Here is a 13,499-nt window from a genome sequence, read left to right on the forward strand (position 1 = left end):
CCGAATGTTATAATATCACGCTTCGCTGACAAACACGACGGGATAACACACGATGATACAGAAAAAAAAATGGCTGCAGCGTGCGCTGTTGGCAAGCGCGCTGATGATGGCCGGTAGTGCGACGGCGGCGGTGGTGACATCGGTTCGTCCGCTAGGGTTTATTGCCTCCGCCATCGCCGATGGCGTGACGGAAACCGAAGTTCTGCTGCCGAACGGCGCATCGCCCCATGACTTCGCGCTGCGTCCCTCCGATCTGCGCCGTCTGCGCTCGGCTGACTTGGTGGTGTGGGTCGGCCCGGAGCTAGAGGCGTTCCTCAGCAAGCCGCTGCAGCCGATTGATGCGCAAAAGCAGCTGTCCGTGGCCGCGCTGCCGGCGATAAAACCGCTGCTGCTGAAGGATGCCGAAGGGGGCGAACATCATCATGAAGGGCATGACGATGAGCACGAACACGGTCACCATCACGGCGAATACAATATGCACCTCTGGCTGTCTCCGGAGATGGCAAAAGTGACTGCGATCGCGATTCATGACAGATTGTTGGAACTTATGCCGCAAAATAAAGACAAACTAGACGCGAACCTGCGTCAGTTCGAGAATCTGCTGACGCAAACTGACAAAAATGTTGGTAAGATGCTTACGCCTGTGCAAGGCAAGGGATATTTTGTTTTTCATGACGCTTACGGTTATTTTGAAAAACACTACGGCTTGAGCCCACTGGGCCATTTTACCGTTAACCCTGAGATTCAGCCTGGAGCACAGCGCTTACACCAAATTCGAACACAGTTGGTTGAGCAGAAAGCAGTATGCGTTTTTGCTGAGCCACAATTCAGGCCGGCCGTAATCACTGCCGTTGCCAAGGGTACCAAGGTGCGTTCTGGAACGCTGGACCCGTTGGGTAGCGGCATCGCATTGGGGAAGAACAGCTACGGGAACTTCCTGACAGCGCTGTCGAACCAATACGTGAGCTGCCTGAAGTAAAGCTTATGAGGATATCCAAGAGTGCAGCAGATAGTCCGAACTATCGCTCTGGCGTATAACAACCTGCCTCGGCCCCATCGCGTCATGCTGGGGTCGCTGACAGTCGTCACATTGGCCGTTGCTGTTTGGCGGCCTTTTGTTTATCACCCAGACCATAACCCCATCGTTAAGAACGTCGAACTAGAATCCAGCCAGCTACATTCGCTGTTGCCTGAGGCCAGCGAACCTATCGATATCGATCAACCTACCCCAGATGATGAAATCCCGCAGGATGAGCTGGACCAAAAGGTCGCCGGCGAGGAAGGGGTGCATGAATATGTCGTATCTACCGGCGATACCCTGAGCAGCATTTTGACACAGTACGGCATCGACATGTCGGATGTCGCGCTGCTGGCGTCGCAAAACCGCGACCTGCGTAATTTAAAAATCGGCCAGCAGCTCTCCTGGACGGTGAACGAGGCCGGCGATCTGCAAACGCTGACCTGGGAAGTATCCCGCCGCGAGACCCGCACCTATGAGCGCGTAGGCAACAATTTCAAATCCAGTGAAGAAACCCAAGAGGGCGTGTGGAGCAACAAGGTTATCAGCGGCCGGTTGAACGGCAGCTTTGTCGCCAGCGCTTCCTCCGCCGGGTTGAGCCGTGCTGAAATCAGCGCGGTGACCAAGGCGCTGCAGTGGCAGCTGGACTTCCGTAAGCTGCGCAAAGGCGACCAGTTTGCGGTGCTGATGTCGCGTGAGCACTTTGAAGGCAAGCGTGAGCAAAGCCAACTGCTAGGCGTGCGTATGCGTACCGGCGGTAAAAACTACTATGCAATTCGCGCCGAGGACGGCAAATTCTACGATCGTCAGGGTTCCGGCCTGGCGCGCGGCTTTATGCGTTTCCCGACCATGAAGCAGTTCCGTATCTCCTCCAATTTCAACCCGCGCCGTGTTAACCCGGTCACCGGTCGTATTGCGCCCCATAAAGGCGTCGACTTTGCGATGCCGGTCGGGACGCCGGTATTGGCGGTGGGTGATGGAGAAGTGGTTATCGCCAAGCGCAGCGGCGCGGCGGGCAACTATGTGGCTATTCGTCACGGCCGCCAATACACCACGCGCTATATGCACCTGAAGAAACTGCTAGTGAAGCCAGGTCAGAAAGTAAAACGCGGCGATCGCATTGCGCTTTCCGGCAATACCGGCCGTTCTACCGGGCCGCACCTGCACTATGAGTTCTGGGTTGGCAAGCAGGCGGTGAATCCGCTGACGGCCAAACTGCCGCGTTCTGAAGGCCTGAGCGGTAAAGATCGCCGTGAATACCTGGCGCAGGTGAAGGAAGTGGTGCCGCAGTTGCAGCTGGACTGAGTCCGCCGTTAAAATTTATTCATTGGCCCGATCCGCGATCGGGCCTTTTCCTTATTTGGCGTTTCGCCGTGGCGAATTGCAAATTCATCATCTGCAATTATTATACCCAATAGCCTTTGAATCGCGCGCGAGTGGGAAATCGCCGTGCAGCGCGTAATGTCTGGGATAATAGCCGAATCGCTAAGTTAAGAGTTGGTGCATGCAAAACGAAAAAAAGTCGAACGTAGAATTTATCCCGCAGTTTCAAAAAGCCTTCTTCCATCCGCGCTACTGGGGCGTCTGGCTGGGGACGGGGCTGATGGCCGGCGTCTCGCTGATACCTGCGCGGATGCGCGATCCGCTGCTGGGCGGCTTGGGCCGGTTGGCCGGTCGGGTGGCAAAAGGCGCCCGTCGTCGCGCCCGTATTAATCTGTTGTATTGCCTGCCGGACGTGCCGGAAAGCGATCGCGAGCATATCATTGATGAAATGTTCGCCACCGCGCCACAGTCGATGGTGCTGATGGCGGAGCTGGCTTGTACTAACCCGCAGCGGGTACTGAAGCGCGTGCGCTGGCACGGTGAAGAGGTGCTGGATAAGATCCGCGCAGAAGGGCGCAACGTTATTTTCCTGGTACCGCATGGCTGGGCGGTGGACGTGCCGGCGATGCTGATGGCGGCGCGTGGTCAGCCGATGGCGGCGATGTTCCATAACCAGCGTAACCAACTGGTGGACTATCTGTGGAATGCGGTAAGACGCAAATTTGGCGGCCGCATGCATGCACGTAACGACGGCATTAAACCCTTTATCAGTTCAGTTCGCCAAGGGTACTGGGGCTATTATCTGCCGGATCAGGACCATGGTGCAGAGCACAGCGAGTTTGTCGACTTCTTCGCTACCTATAAGGCAACGCTGCCGGCGGTCGGACGCCTGATGAAAGTGTGCCGCGCGGCGATCGTGCCGTTATTCCCGGTGTATGACGGTAAAACCAGCATGTTGGATATCTATATCCGCGAACCGATGGACGATCTGGCTCAGGCTGACGACAACCGCATTGCCCGGCGGATGAATGAAGAGGTGGAGAACCTGGTGGGGCCGAACCCTGAGCAGTACACTTGGATCCTCAAACTGTTGAAGACGCGTAAGGAAGGGGAGATTGAACCCTATTCGCGCGATGATTTATACCGCTGATGCGTAGGTGAAATAATGTAAAAAGGCGCCCAAATGGCGCCTTTTGTTATTTACGCGTGCACCATACACCCTCTTTCGATCAGCAGATCGAGAACCTCAGGATAGCGGGTGAAATCATTCCAGCGTAAATCAAGCCGGCGCAAACTTTTCATCTCAGCCAGACTGGCCGGTAACGTCGTGAGCCGATTAGCGCGCAGATCCAGAATTTGCAACTTGCTCAGCTGTCCTATGTTTTCAGGCAGGTGAGTGAGCTGATTAAAGCGCAAATTAAGCTCACACAGTTGGGAAAGCTGACAGAACGTATCCGGCAGGTGGGTAATGACGTTGTTGGAGACATCCAATATGTTGAGCGTGCCTAATTCACCAAAGCTGGCCGGCAATGACGTTAACTGATTGTGCATCAGATGTAATTCCCGCAGCAGTGACAGCCGATGGATGGATTCAGGCAGATGAGCGATCTGATTATGGTAAAGCCTGAGCTCTTGCAACGACATGAGCTGACAAAGGAAGTCCGGCAGGGTGGTCAGGCGGTTGTCAGTAACGTTCAGATAGCGTAGCGCTGTTAGCCCGGACAAGGATACCGGCAAATCGCTGAGTTGATTGTCGCTGAGGTAAAGGTATTTCAGCTTGTCGAGCTGACCGATTTCGTCAGGGATCACGCTAAGTTGGTTGTGTCCCAGATCGAGCATTTCCAATTGCCGCAGTTGAACAATTTCATCCGGCACAGCAGTTAACTGATTCACGGATATGTTCAGCACTTGCAGTTGGCTGTGGTTGACGATCTCCGGCGGAAATACTTTCAGTTGGTTGTTATAGAGGCTTATTTTGCGCAGCCCCGATCCTGCCAGCATGGCGGCATCAAGCTGGTCGAGCTGTTGACCGTCCAGTTCTAAATTTACGGAGCGATTTGTATCGAGATGCGGGGTATGTTGATGCAGCACGCCGTACTTTCCTTATGGTTAGGACAACGTTGAAGGGTTCCATCATTGGTAAAAATACCGGCCTGCTCAGGGCAGGCCGGTCAATTGAGTATAAGATTACTCGATTCGCAGGATACGGCTGGTATTAGTGGTGCCGACGGTGCCCATCACGTCGCCCTGCGTGACCAGCACTAAATCGCCGGACAGCAGGTAGCCTTTGTCGCGCAGACGGTTTATGGCGTCATTGGCGGCGGCAACGCCGTCGGTGTGGCTGTCGAAATAGACCGGCGTGACGCCACGGTACAAAGCAGCCAGGTTTAATGTGTGCTCATGGCGTGACATGGCGAAAATCGGCAGGCCAGAGCTGATGCGGGACATCATCAGCGCGGTGCGGCCGGATTCGGTCATGGCGATAATTGCCGTGACCCCTTTCAGGTGGTTGGCGGCGTACATCGAAGACATGGCGATTGCTTCTTCGATGTTGTCAAACTGCACGTCCAGACGGTGTTTGGAAACATTGATGCTAGGGATCTTCTCCGCACCGAGACACACGCGCGCCATGGCGGCAACGGTTTCCGCCGGGTATTGGCCGGCAGCGGTTTCCGCCGACAGCATTACGGCATCGGTGCCGTCCAGCACGGCGTTTGCCACGTCCATCACTTCCGCACGGGTTGGCATCGGGTTGGTAATCATCGACTCCATCATCTGGGTAGCGGTGATGACAGCACGGTTCAGCGTACGGGCGCGGCGGATCAGTGTTTTCTGAATGCCTACCAGTTCCGGATCGCCGATTTCCACTCCCAGGTCACCGCGTGCCACCATCACCACGTCGGACGCCAGGATGATATCGTCCATCGCTTCTTCATCGCAGACGGCTTCCGCACGTTCAACCTTGGCAACGATTTTGGCATTACAGCCCGCATCACGCGCCAGACGGCGTGCGTAGTGCAGGTCTTCACCGGTACGCGGGAAGGAGACCGCCAGGTAATCAACGTCAATTTTGGCGGCGGTGATGATGTCGGCCTTGTCTTTTTCGGTCAACGCCGCGGCAGACAAACCGCCGCCCAGTTTGTTAATGCCTTTGTTGTTGGACAGCGGGCCGCCGACGGTCACTTCGGTAAACACCTTCATGCCTTTGACTTCCAGCACTTTCAGCTGCACGCGTCCGTCGTCGAGCAGCAGCACATCGCCCGGCACCACATCGGCAGGCAGGCCTTTATAGTCGATGCCGACTTTTTCTTTATCGCCTTCGCCTTTCGCCATTTCGGCATCGAGCAGGAATTTATCACCAACGTTCAGGAAGACCTTGCCTTCCTTGAAGGTGGATACACGAATTTTTGGCCCCTGAAGATCGCCGAGGATAGCAACGTGCCGACCCAGCTTCGCGGCGATTTCACGCACTTTATCCGCTCGAGCCTGGTGGTCTTCCGCATTGCCATGGGAAAAATTAAGCCGGACTACGTTGGCGCCGGCAGCAATGATCTTTTCCAGATTATTGTCGCGGTCGGTAGCCGGACCCAGTGTAGTAACGATTTTGGTTCTTCTGAGCCGTCTGGACATGTATTACTCCGTTGACTGGTGAAGCAAATAAAAAAAGTGTTGCGATAAGCATCGGATAACGCGAACCAGCGTGAAACGTTACCATAGCCACGTTTCATTACGCTGGCGTCACACCCGGGTTATCCGCAGGAACGTGTTACACGGTACAACCTATAGTGCCGCCGATCAAATCGCCTCGCAGAGGCTGTCCGGCGGCGAAAGAGGGCCATTTCGATTATGACTCGAAACTGTTGGGGATCTCTACGTCTTTATCAAAGCGCGATTCTTTCAACGCTTCCTTGACCCGCTTCAAGTTATCTCTGAATTTATCCCCGCGGCGCAGGGTAAAACCGGTCGCCAATACGTCAATCAGCGTAAGCTGCGCGATGCGCGATACCATCGGCATGTAGACGTCGGTATCTTCCGGCACGTCGAGCAGCAGCGCCAGCGTCGCTTCACGCGCCAGTGGCGAATCATGCGAGGTGACGGCGATCACCGCGGCATCGTTGTCGCGCGCCAGACGCGCCATTTCCACCAGATTCTTGGTGCGGCCGGTGTGTGAAATCAGCACTACCACGTCGCCTTCGCCGGAGTTCATGCAGCTCATACGCTGCATCACAATGTCGTCGAAGTAGGCGACCGGGATATTGAAGCGGAAGAACTTGTTCATGGCGTCATGGGCTACCGCCGCAGAGGCGCCGAGGCCGAAGAAGGAGATTTTTTTCGCCTGGGTCAGCAGGTCTACCGCACGATTTATTGCGGCAATATCTAAATTTGCCTTTACTGTATCCAGGCTGGCCATCACCGATTCAAAAATTTTACTGGTGTAAGCCTCGACGCTGTCGTCTTCCTCGACGTTGCGATTGACGTAAGGCGTACCGTTAGCCAGGCTCTGCGCCAGATGCAGTTTAAAATCGGGAAAACCTTTGGTATCAAGACGGCGGCAAAAGCGGTTTACCGTTGGCTCGCTGACGTCGGCCATACGCGCCAGCGTGGCGATGCTGGAATGGATCGCCGTCTGCGGCGATGCGAGGATCACTTCGGCGACTTTTCTTTCGGATTTGCTCAGCTGTTCTAAATGGCTCTGAATTTTTTCCAGCGTATTCATATAACGGGTGTCACTCATGGTTTTTTACCCTGCATATTTCCGGTTGCCGGTGCGTAAAAAACGCGCCTGATATCTACGGGGCGGCGCGAGTGGCCGGCCTGCGCCAGGATGCAACGAGAAATCAATTGGGTATATCGATTTCAATCAAAGGAGAAATCAATGCCGGTTTAGTGAAAATATACTACGTGCTGGTAACCGTTGGCAGTCTCGACAGAGCGTTTGCTGGGATTTTTCACCAGAATATGAGCTGTGTCTAACTTTCATAATGGTAAAAGAGCGACAAAAAAGACAGAAAATTACAATTTTGGCTAACGTTGGCGGTATCGGCAGACTTTCAACGTATAGCCGCAAAGTTTCTGGCGTTTTTCTGCTTTTAATCCGGGTTTACTGGCCGTAGGTAAAGAGAGTACATTAGTAATGTAAGAAAATTACAAATATCCTGCAACGAGGAGATGAACATGGCGGTAACCTCTACAGCCCAGGCGTGCGACCTGGTTATTTTCGGCGCGAAGGGGGATTTGGCGCGCCGTAAGCTGCTGCCTTCCCTGTACCAATTAGAAAAAGCCGGTCATATCCACCCGGACACCCGCATTATCGGGGTGGGCCGTGCAGAGTGGGATAAAGACGCTTATACCAAGATCGTCAAAGAAGCGCTTGAAACCTTTATGAAGGAAAAGCTGGATGACGAACTGTGGGCTACGCTCAGCGCGCGATTAGATTTCTGTAATCTTGATGTCAACGACAGCAAAAATTTTGCCAAACTGGGCAAAATGTTGGATCAGGAAAACCGTACCACCATCAACTACTTTGCGATGCCGCCAAGCACCTTCGGCGCGATCTGCAAAGGGCTAGGCCAGGCCAAATTGAACAAAGAGCCGGCGCGCGTAGTGATGGAGAAACCGCTGGGCACCGATCTGGCCTCTTCACGCCTGATCAACGATCAGGTTGCCGAGTTCTTCAATGAAAGTCAGGTGTACCGTATTGACCACTATCTGGGCAAGGAAACGGTGTTGAACCTGCTGGCGCTGCGTTTCGCCAACTCGCTGTTCGCCTCCAACTGGGATAACCGCACCATTGACTCGGTGCAGATCACCGTTGCGGAAGAAGTGGGCATTGAAGGGCGCTGGGGTTACTTCGATCAGGCCGGTCAGATGCGCGATATGATTCAGAACCACTTGCTGCAGGTACTGACCATGATCGCCATGTCGCCGCCGGCGGATCTGACCACCGACCGTATTCGCGACGAGAAGGTGAAAGTGCTGCGTTCTCTGCGCCGTATCGATCAGCGCAACGTGCGTGAAACGACGGTGCGCGGCCAGTACACCTCCGGCTTCGTGCAGGGGCGTAAGGTTCCGGGTTATCTGGAGGAAGAGGGCGCCAACAAGAGCAGCAATACGGAGACTTTTGTCTCCATCCGCGTGGATATCGATAACTGGCAGTGGGCCGGCGTGCCGTTCTATCTGCGTACCGGCAAACGTCTGCCGGCTAAATGCTCCGAAGTGGTGGTGTACTTCAAGAACCCGCCGCTTAACCTGTTCAGCGACTCATATCAGCAGCTGCCGCAGAACAAGCTGACCATCCGCCTGCAGCCGGATGAAGGGATTGAGATCCAGGTACTGAATAAAGTGCCGGGCCTTGACCATAAGCACCATCTGCAAACCACTAAGCTGGATCTGAGTTTCTCGGAAACCTTCAACCAGGAGCACGTAGCCGACGCCTACGAGCGTCTGCTGCTGGAAAGCATGCGCGGTATTCAGGCGCTGTTTGTCCGCCGTGATGAGGTGGAAGAGGCCTGGAAGTGGGTCGATTCCATCATGGACGCATGGAAAGCCGACAATGACGCGCCTAAGCCTTATCAGGCGGGTACCTGGGGGCCGGTGGCATCGGTGGCGATGATCACCCGCGACGGCCGTTCCTGGAACGAGTTCGAATAAGTTGTTACGCCGGCAGCGAGTCTGCCGGCTTTTTTTTGCCTGTCGATCAGGCTGAGGGTACGGCCGGACTTTTCAGACCATGATCTGAAGGCCCTGTGGCAGGGGCGTGCCATACACCAACCTCAATGTGGAGAAAATGACGATGAATCACTGGAAAACCAGCGCGCAGCAGATTCTGACCGCGGGCCCGGTTGTGCCGGTTATTGTGATTAACAAGCTGGAACATGCGGTGCCGTTGGCTAAGGCATTAGTCGCCGGCGGCGTGCGCGTGTTGGAAGTGACACTGCGTACCGAGTGCGGGCTGGATGCTATCCGAGCTATTGCCAATGAAGTGCCTGAGGCGATTATCGGCGCCGGTACGGTGATCAACCCGCAGCAGCTGCAGGCGGTGACCGAGGCAGGCGCACAGTTTGCTATCAGCCCGGGGCTGACGGCCGATCTGCTGCAGGCGGCGACAGCCGGCAGCATTCCGTTGATTCCGGGTATCAGCACCGTGTCTGAACTGATGCTGGGGATGGATTACGGCCTGCGTGAGTTCAAGTTCTTCCCGGCGGAAGCCAACGGCGGTGTGAAAGCGCTGCAGGCGATCGCCGGTCCGTTCCCGCAGGTGCGCTTCTGCCCTACCGGCGGGATCTCGCCGGGTAACTATCGTGATTATCTGGCGCTGAAAAGCGTGCTGTGCATCGGCGGTTCCTGGCTGGTGCCTGGCGATGCGTTGGAGCAGGGCGACTATGCGCGTATTACCAAACTGGCGCGTGAAGCGGTGGATGGTGCGCGTGGCTAAGCCTTGTCGCGCCTGAGTTTGCCGCATCCTTGTACAAGGCATGCTACTCAGAGGCTCAATCATTGATTGAGCCTTTTTTAGTTTTCTATTTATATAACTTTCTTATTTTTAACTTATTTTTTGTCACTTGTTTATCAAAATGGCGGTTTGCTTTATTTTAAAGCCTATGGTACAACTATCTCCGTTAAACTTTTCCATAATGAGGATATTGAGCAAATCGTACGGGTTTTGTGATATGTACGGCTGAAGATAGCGAGATAACTATGATGACTACAAATAAAAACCCCCTTAGAACCTCAACCTGTCAGCTTTTCCTGTCTGCCATCCTTGCCAGTGAACACCACTGGTGCAGTGAGCTATAGCACCTTTCTCCCTTAACCGGTTGCGATAAGGCTGCGTTTTTCAAGCTTTATCTCCGCATAACCGGACACTCTGTTTTTACAACATTTGGGTCAGTTTATCCCCAGGGATCTCTACGTCCCGATGCGGTGAAATGCCGCTCGGACGAGATAAATCGGGATAAATATACCTTTGCGTGCGTTATTCGCCGTTTGGGAGAGAAATCATGATTTATTGGCTGTTTTTAGGTTTGGCTATCGTTACTGAAATTATCGGCACCTTGTCGATGAAATATGCCAGCGTCAGTGGGGGCATGCTGGGGCATATGGTGATGTATGTGATGATTACCACGTCATATATTTTGCTGTCCGTTGCGGTCAAGCGTGTCGCCCTGGGTGTGGCCTATGCGCTGTGGGAAGGCATAGGCATTTTGTTTATTACTCTGTTCAGCGTGCTGTGGTTCGATGAACCGATTTCCCTGCTGAAGGTATTGGGTCTGGCGACGTTGATTGCGGGCATTATGTTGGTGAAGTCCGGCACCCGTAAGACGCCGAAGTCTGACGATGAGCGAGGTGCGCAGCATGCAACAGCTTGAGTGGGTTCATATCGGTTTTCTGGTGCTGGCTACGGTGCTGGAGATTGTCGCCAACATTTTTCTGAAAATGTCAGACGGTTTCCGCAGGGTGTGGCTGGGGTTGCTGTCGCTGCTGTCGGTACTGGCCGCCTTTAGTGCGCTGGCGCAGGCGGTTAAGGGGATAGACCTGTCGGTTGCGTATGCGCTGTGGGGCGGTTTTGGTATTGTCGCCACCGTGGCCGCCGGCTGGATCCTGTTCGGTCAGCGTCTCAATGGCAAAGGCTGGTTGGGCGTTACGCTGTTGTTGACGGGAATGGTGCTGATTAAGCTGGCATAAAGGCGCCGCGGCGGCGCCATGGCCATTATGCCGCGGTCTGTAAGGTCCGCGGCATGACAATTATTGGGCGGCGATGATTTTGATTTCAACCTTGTATTTCGGATTCATCAGCTTCGCCTGCACGGTGCAGCGCACCGGTGCGCTACCGGGCACCACCCAGGCGTCCCAGGCGGCGTTCATGGCGGCAAAATCCGCCGCGTCGGCGAGAAACACGGTGGCGTCCATGACGCGGCTTTTGTCTGAGCCTACGCGCGCCAACAGGACGTCAATCGCTGCCAGGGCGTTTGCGGTCTGCGCCGTCGCGTCCTCATCCAGATTTTCCGGCACGCTGGTGTAATAGATGGTTTCGTTATGCACCACGGCTTCCGACCAGCGCTGTTCAGGATCAATGCGTTCGATATTCATTCAGTTATCTCCATATTGTTGGCTCGCTTAGGGTAGCACAGCATAGCGTCCGTTGCTGCCATCTGCACGGCGCTGCGGAATGTGTATATAATCACAGCTGAATTTTTTCGGCGGTGAGGCAGCGTGGCAGACGATTTCGCAACAGACGGCGCATTGGCGCAGGCAATTACAGGGTTTAAACCGCGCGAAGCGCAGCGGCTGATGGCCGAAGCGGTCGCCGAGGCCATCAATTTTAAACAGGAACTGGTGGTGGAAGCGGGAACCGGAACCGGTAAAACGTTTGCCTATCTGGCGCCGGCGCTGCGTTCGAATAAAAAAGTGATTATCTCTACCGGTTCCAAGGCGTTGCAGGATCAGCTGTACGCGCGCGATCTGCCGACTATCGCCAAAGCGTTGCAATTCAAGGGTAAACTGGCGTTGCTGAAAGGGCGCTCCAATTACCTGTGCCTGGAGCGTTTGGAGCAGCAGTCGCTGGCCGGCGGCGAACTGGCGGGGCAGACGCTGATCGATCTGGTGCAGCTGCGCGGCTGGTCGTCGCAGACCGTGGAAGGCGACATCAGCAGTTGCAGCGACGTGGCTGAAGACAGCTTCGTCTGGCCGCTGGTGACCAGCACCAATGACAACTGCCTGGGCAGCGATTGTCCGCAATATCAGGACTGCTTCGTGGTCAAAGCCCGCCGTAAGGCGATGGACGCTGACGTGGTGGTGGTTAACCATCACCTGTTTTTGGCGGATATGGTGGTGAAGGAAAGCGGTTTTGCCGAGCTGATCCCCGAGGCGGATGTGATGATTTTCGATGAAGCGCATCAGATCCCGGATATCGCCAGCCAGTATTTTGGCAAACAGCTGACCAGCCGTCAGCTGATGGATCTGGCGAAAGATATCACCATCGCTTACCGCACCGAGGTGCGCGACGCGGCTCAGTTGCAAAAGAGCGCCGATCGCTTAAGCATGAGTACGCAGGATTTTCGGCTGGCGCTGGGGGAACCGGGCTTTCGCGGCAACCTGCGCGACGTGGTGAACCAGCCCAATGTACAGCGCGCTTTGCTGTTGCTCGATGATGCGCTGGAGTTGTGTTACGACGTGATGAAACTGTCGCTCGGGCGCTCGGCTCTGCTGGATGCCGCGTTTGAGCGCGCAAGCCAGTATCGCACCCGCCTTAAACGCCTGAAATCGGTCAATGAACCCGGCTTTAGCTACTGGTATGAGTGTAATGCGCGCAATTTCGTGCTGGCCCTGACGCCGCTGACGGTGGCGGAACGTTTCCGTGAGCTGCTGGATGATAAACCGGGCAGCTGGATTTTCACCTCGGCGACGTTGTCGGTGAATGAACAGATGGGGCACTTTACCGAACGGCTGGGGCTGAACAAGGCGAAGACGCTGCTGTTACCCAGCCCGTTTGACTATGCTAATCAGGCTCTGTTGTGTGTGCCACGTTTTCTGCCGTCGCCGAATCAGCCGGGTGGAGCGCGCCAGTTGGCGCGGATGCTGCGTCCGATGATTGAGGCCAACCAGGGGCGCTGTTTCTTCCTGTGCACCTCGCACCAGATGATGCGTGAGTTGGCCGAAGAGTTTCGCGCGTCGATGACGTTGCCGGTACTGGTGCAGGGGGAAACCAGTAAGGGGCAGCTGTTGGCGCAGTTTGTCGAAGCGGGCAACGCGCTGCTGGTGGCGACCAGCAGTTTCTGGGAAGGGGTGGACGTGCGCGGCGATGCGCTGTCGTGCGTGATTATCGATAAACTGCCGTTTACCTCGCCGGACGATCCGTTGCTCAAGGCGCGCATTGAAGATTGCCGCCTGCGCGGCGGCGATCCGTTTAATGAGGTACAGCTGCCGGATGCGGTGATTACCCTCAAGCAGGGTGTCGGCCGCCTGATCCGCGATACGGATGACCGCGGCGTGCTGGTCATTTGCGACAACCGGCTGGTGATGCGTCCCTATGGCGAAGTCTTTCTCAATAGCCTGCCGCCTACGCCGCGCACGCGCGATCTGAGCAAGGCGATCGCCTTTTTGCAGCAGGAATAACCGGGGAGCCACGCCCGTGTGGTGGCTGCGGCTATGCCGGTAA

Annotated in this window: 12 protein-coding genes; 8 read left to right on the plus strand and 4 right to left on the minus strand. The window is 55.3% G+C overall.

What is annotated here, in order from left to right; translation table 11 throughout:
- The first annotated feature begins 52 nt into the window (after window positions 1-52).
- The 3 genes from znuA to lpxM all read left to right on the plus strand — a co-directional run bounded on the left by znuA (window position 53) and on the right by lpxM (window position 3,491).
- On the plus strand, window positions 53-979 hold the full coding sequence (gene znuA / locus HF675_RS10745; RefSeq protein ID WP_187044586.1) for a zinc ABC transporter substrate-binding protein ZnuA: 927 nt from the start codon (window positions 53-55) through the stop codon (window positions 977-979).
- Window positions 980-1,000: 21 nt separating this feature from the next.
- The gene (gene mepM / locus HF675_RS10750; protein WP_105231398.1) at window positions 1,001-2,323 is read left to right on the plus strand and encodes a murein DD-endopeptidase MepM; all 1,323 of its coding nucleotides are present in this window, start codon (window positions 1,001-1,003) and stop codon (window positions 2,321-2,323) included.
- Window positions 2,324-2,522: 199 nt separating this feature from the next.
- Window positions 2,523-3,491 (plus strand): lauroyl-Kdo(2)-lipid IV(A) myristoyltransferase, encoded by a 969-nt coding sequence (lpxM, locus tag HF675_RS10755; protein WP_105231397.1) that lies wholly within the window; start codon window positions 2,523-2,525, stop codon window positions 3,489-3,491.
- Window positions 3,492-3,541: 50 nt separating this feature from the next.
- Here lpxM and HF675_RS10760 read toward each other — a convergent pair whose 3' ends face one another.
- From HF675_RS10760 to HF675_RS10770, 3 genes are all read right to left on the minus strand, one after another.
- Window positions 3,542-4,432 carry a leucine-rich repeat domain-containing protein gene (locus HF675_RS10760; RefSeq protein ID WP_255427351.1) on the minus strand — a complete coding sequence of 297 codons (891 nt, stop codon included), beginning with the start codon at window positions 4,430-4,432 and terminating at the stop codon, window positions 3,542-3,544.
- Between the two features lie 96 nt (window positions 4,433-4,528).
- Complete coding sequence (gene pyk, locus HF675_RS10765; protein ID WP_105231396.1) at window positions 4,529-5,971, minus strand: pyruvate kinase; 1,443 nt, start codon at window positions 5,969-5,971, stop codon at window positions 4,529-4,531.
- Window positions 5,972-6,185: 214 nt separating this feature from the next.
- Window positions 6,186-7,058 carry a MurR/RpiR family transcriptional regulator gene (locus tag HF675_RS10770; protein ID WP_054304816.1) on the minus strand — a complete coding sequence of 291 codons (873 nt, stop codon included), beginning with the start codon at window positions 7,056-7,058 and terminating at the stop codon, window positions 6,186-6,188.
- 458 nt (window positions 7,059-7,516) lie between these two features.
- On the opposite strand from HF675_RS10770, the gene zwf reads away from it, so the two are divergent.
- From zwf to mdtI, 4 genes are all read left to right on the plus strand, one after another.
- Window positions 7,517-8,992, plus strand: coding sequence for a glucose-6-phosphate dehydrogenase (gene zwf, locus HF675_RS10775; protein ID WP_111736968.1), 1,476 nt, complete (start codon window positions 7,517-7,519; stop codon window positions 8,990-8,992).
- Between the two features lie 142 nt (window positions 8,993-9,134).
- The gene (locus HF675_RS10780; RefSeq protein WP_105231394.1) at window positions 9,135-9,776 is read left to right on the plus strand and encodes a bifunctional 4-hydroxy-2-oxoglutarate aldolase/2-dehydro-3-deoxy-phosphogluconate aldolase; all 642 of its coding nucleotides are present in this window, start codon (window positions 9,135-9,137) and stop codon (window positions 9,774-9,776) included.
- Window positions 9,777-10,341: 565 nt separating this feature from the next.
- Complete coding sequence (gene mdtJ, locus HF675_RS10785; protein ID WP_105231393.1) at window positions 10,342-10,710, plus strand: multidrug/spermidine efflux SMR transporter subunit MdtJ; 369 nt, start codon at window positions 10,342-10,344, stop codon at window positions 10,708-10,710.
- Window positions 10,697-11,026, plus strand: coding sequence for a multidrug/spermidine efflux SMR transporter subunit MdtI (mdtI, locus tag HF675_RS10790; protein WP_187044587.1), 330 nt, complete (start codon window positions 10,697-10,699; stop codon window positions 11,024-11,026). Before mdtJ ends, mdtI begins: the two co-directional genes overlap by 14 nt.
- Window positions 11,027-11,086: 60 nt before the next feature.
- Here the strand turns inward: mdtI and HF675_RS10795 are convergent, their stop codons facing one another.
- Window positions 11,087-11,431, minus strand: a complete 345-nt coding sequence (locus HF675_RS10795; protein ID WP_105231392.1) for a RidA family protein — start codon at window positions 11,429-11,431, stop codon at window positions 11,087-11,089.
- 123 nt (window positions 11,432-11,554) lie between these two features.
- Between HF675_RS10795 and HF675_RS10800 the strand changes: the two genes are divergently transcribed.
- Window positions 11,555-13,456: an ATP-dependent DNA helicase gene (locus tag HF675_RS10800; RefSeq protein ID WP_111736969.1), complete on the plus strand. Its 1,902-nt coding sequence runs from the start codon at window positions 11,555-11,557 to the stop codon at window positions 13,454-13,456.
- Window positions 13,457-13,499 lie beyond the last annotated feature (43 nt).

Source organism: Serratia sp. JUb9, assembly GCF_014298095.1.
GTDB lineage: Bacteria > Pseudomonadota > Gammaproteobacteria > Enterobacterales > Enterobacteriaceae > Serratia_B > Serratia_B rhizosphaerae.

Excerpts from the sequence above, each read along its gene's own strand:
- mdtI (WP_187044587.1), top strand. The coding sequence starts at position 10,697 with ATGCAACAGCTTGAGTGGGTTCATATCGGTTTTCTGGTGCTGGCTACG.
- mdtJ (WP_105231393.1), top strand. The coding sequence starts at position 10,342 with ATGATTTATTGGCTGTTTTTAGGTTTGGCTATCGTTACTGAAATTATC.
- lpxM (WP_105231397.1), top strand. The coding sequence starts at position 2,523 with ATGCAAAACGAAAAAAAGTCGAACGTAGAATTTATCCCGCAGTTTCAA.
- HF675_RS10795 (WP_105231392.1), bottom strand. The coding sequence starts at position 11,431 with ATGAATATCGAACGCATTGATCCTGAACAGCGCTGGTCGGAAGCCGTG.
- znuA (WP_187044586.1), top strand. The coding sequence starts at position 53 with ATGATACAGAAAAAAAAATGGCTGCAGCGTGCGCTGTTGGCAAGCGCG.
- zwf (WP_111736968.1), top strand. The coding sequence starts at position 7,517 with ATGGCGGTAACCTCTACAGCCCAGGCGTGCGACCTGGTTATTTTCGGC.
- HF675_RS10780 (WP_105231394.1), top strand. The coding sequence starts at position 9,135 with ATGAATCACTGGAAAACCAGCGCGCAGCAGATTCTGACCGCGGGCCCG.
- HF675_RS10770 (WP_054304816.1), bottom strand. The coding sequence starts at position 7,058 with ATGAATACGCTGGAAAAAATTCAGAGCCATTTAGAACAGCTGAGCAAA.
- pyk (WP_105231396.1), bottom strand. The coding sequence starts at position 5,971 with ATGTCCAGACGGCTCAGAAGAACCAAAATCGTTACTACACTGGGTCCG.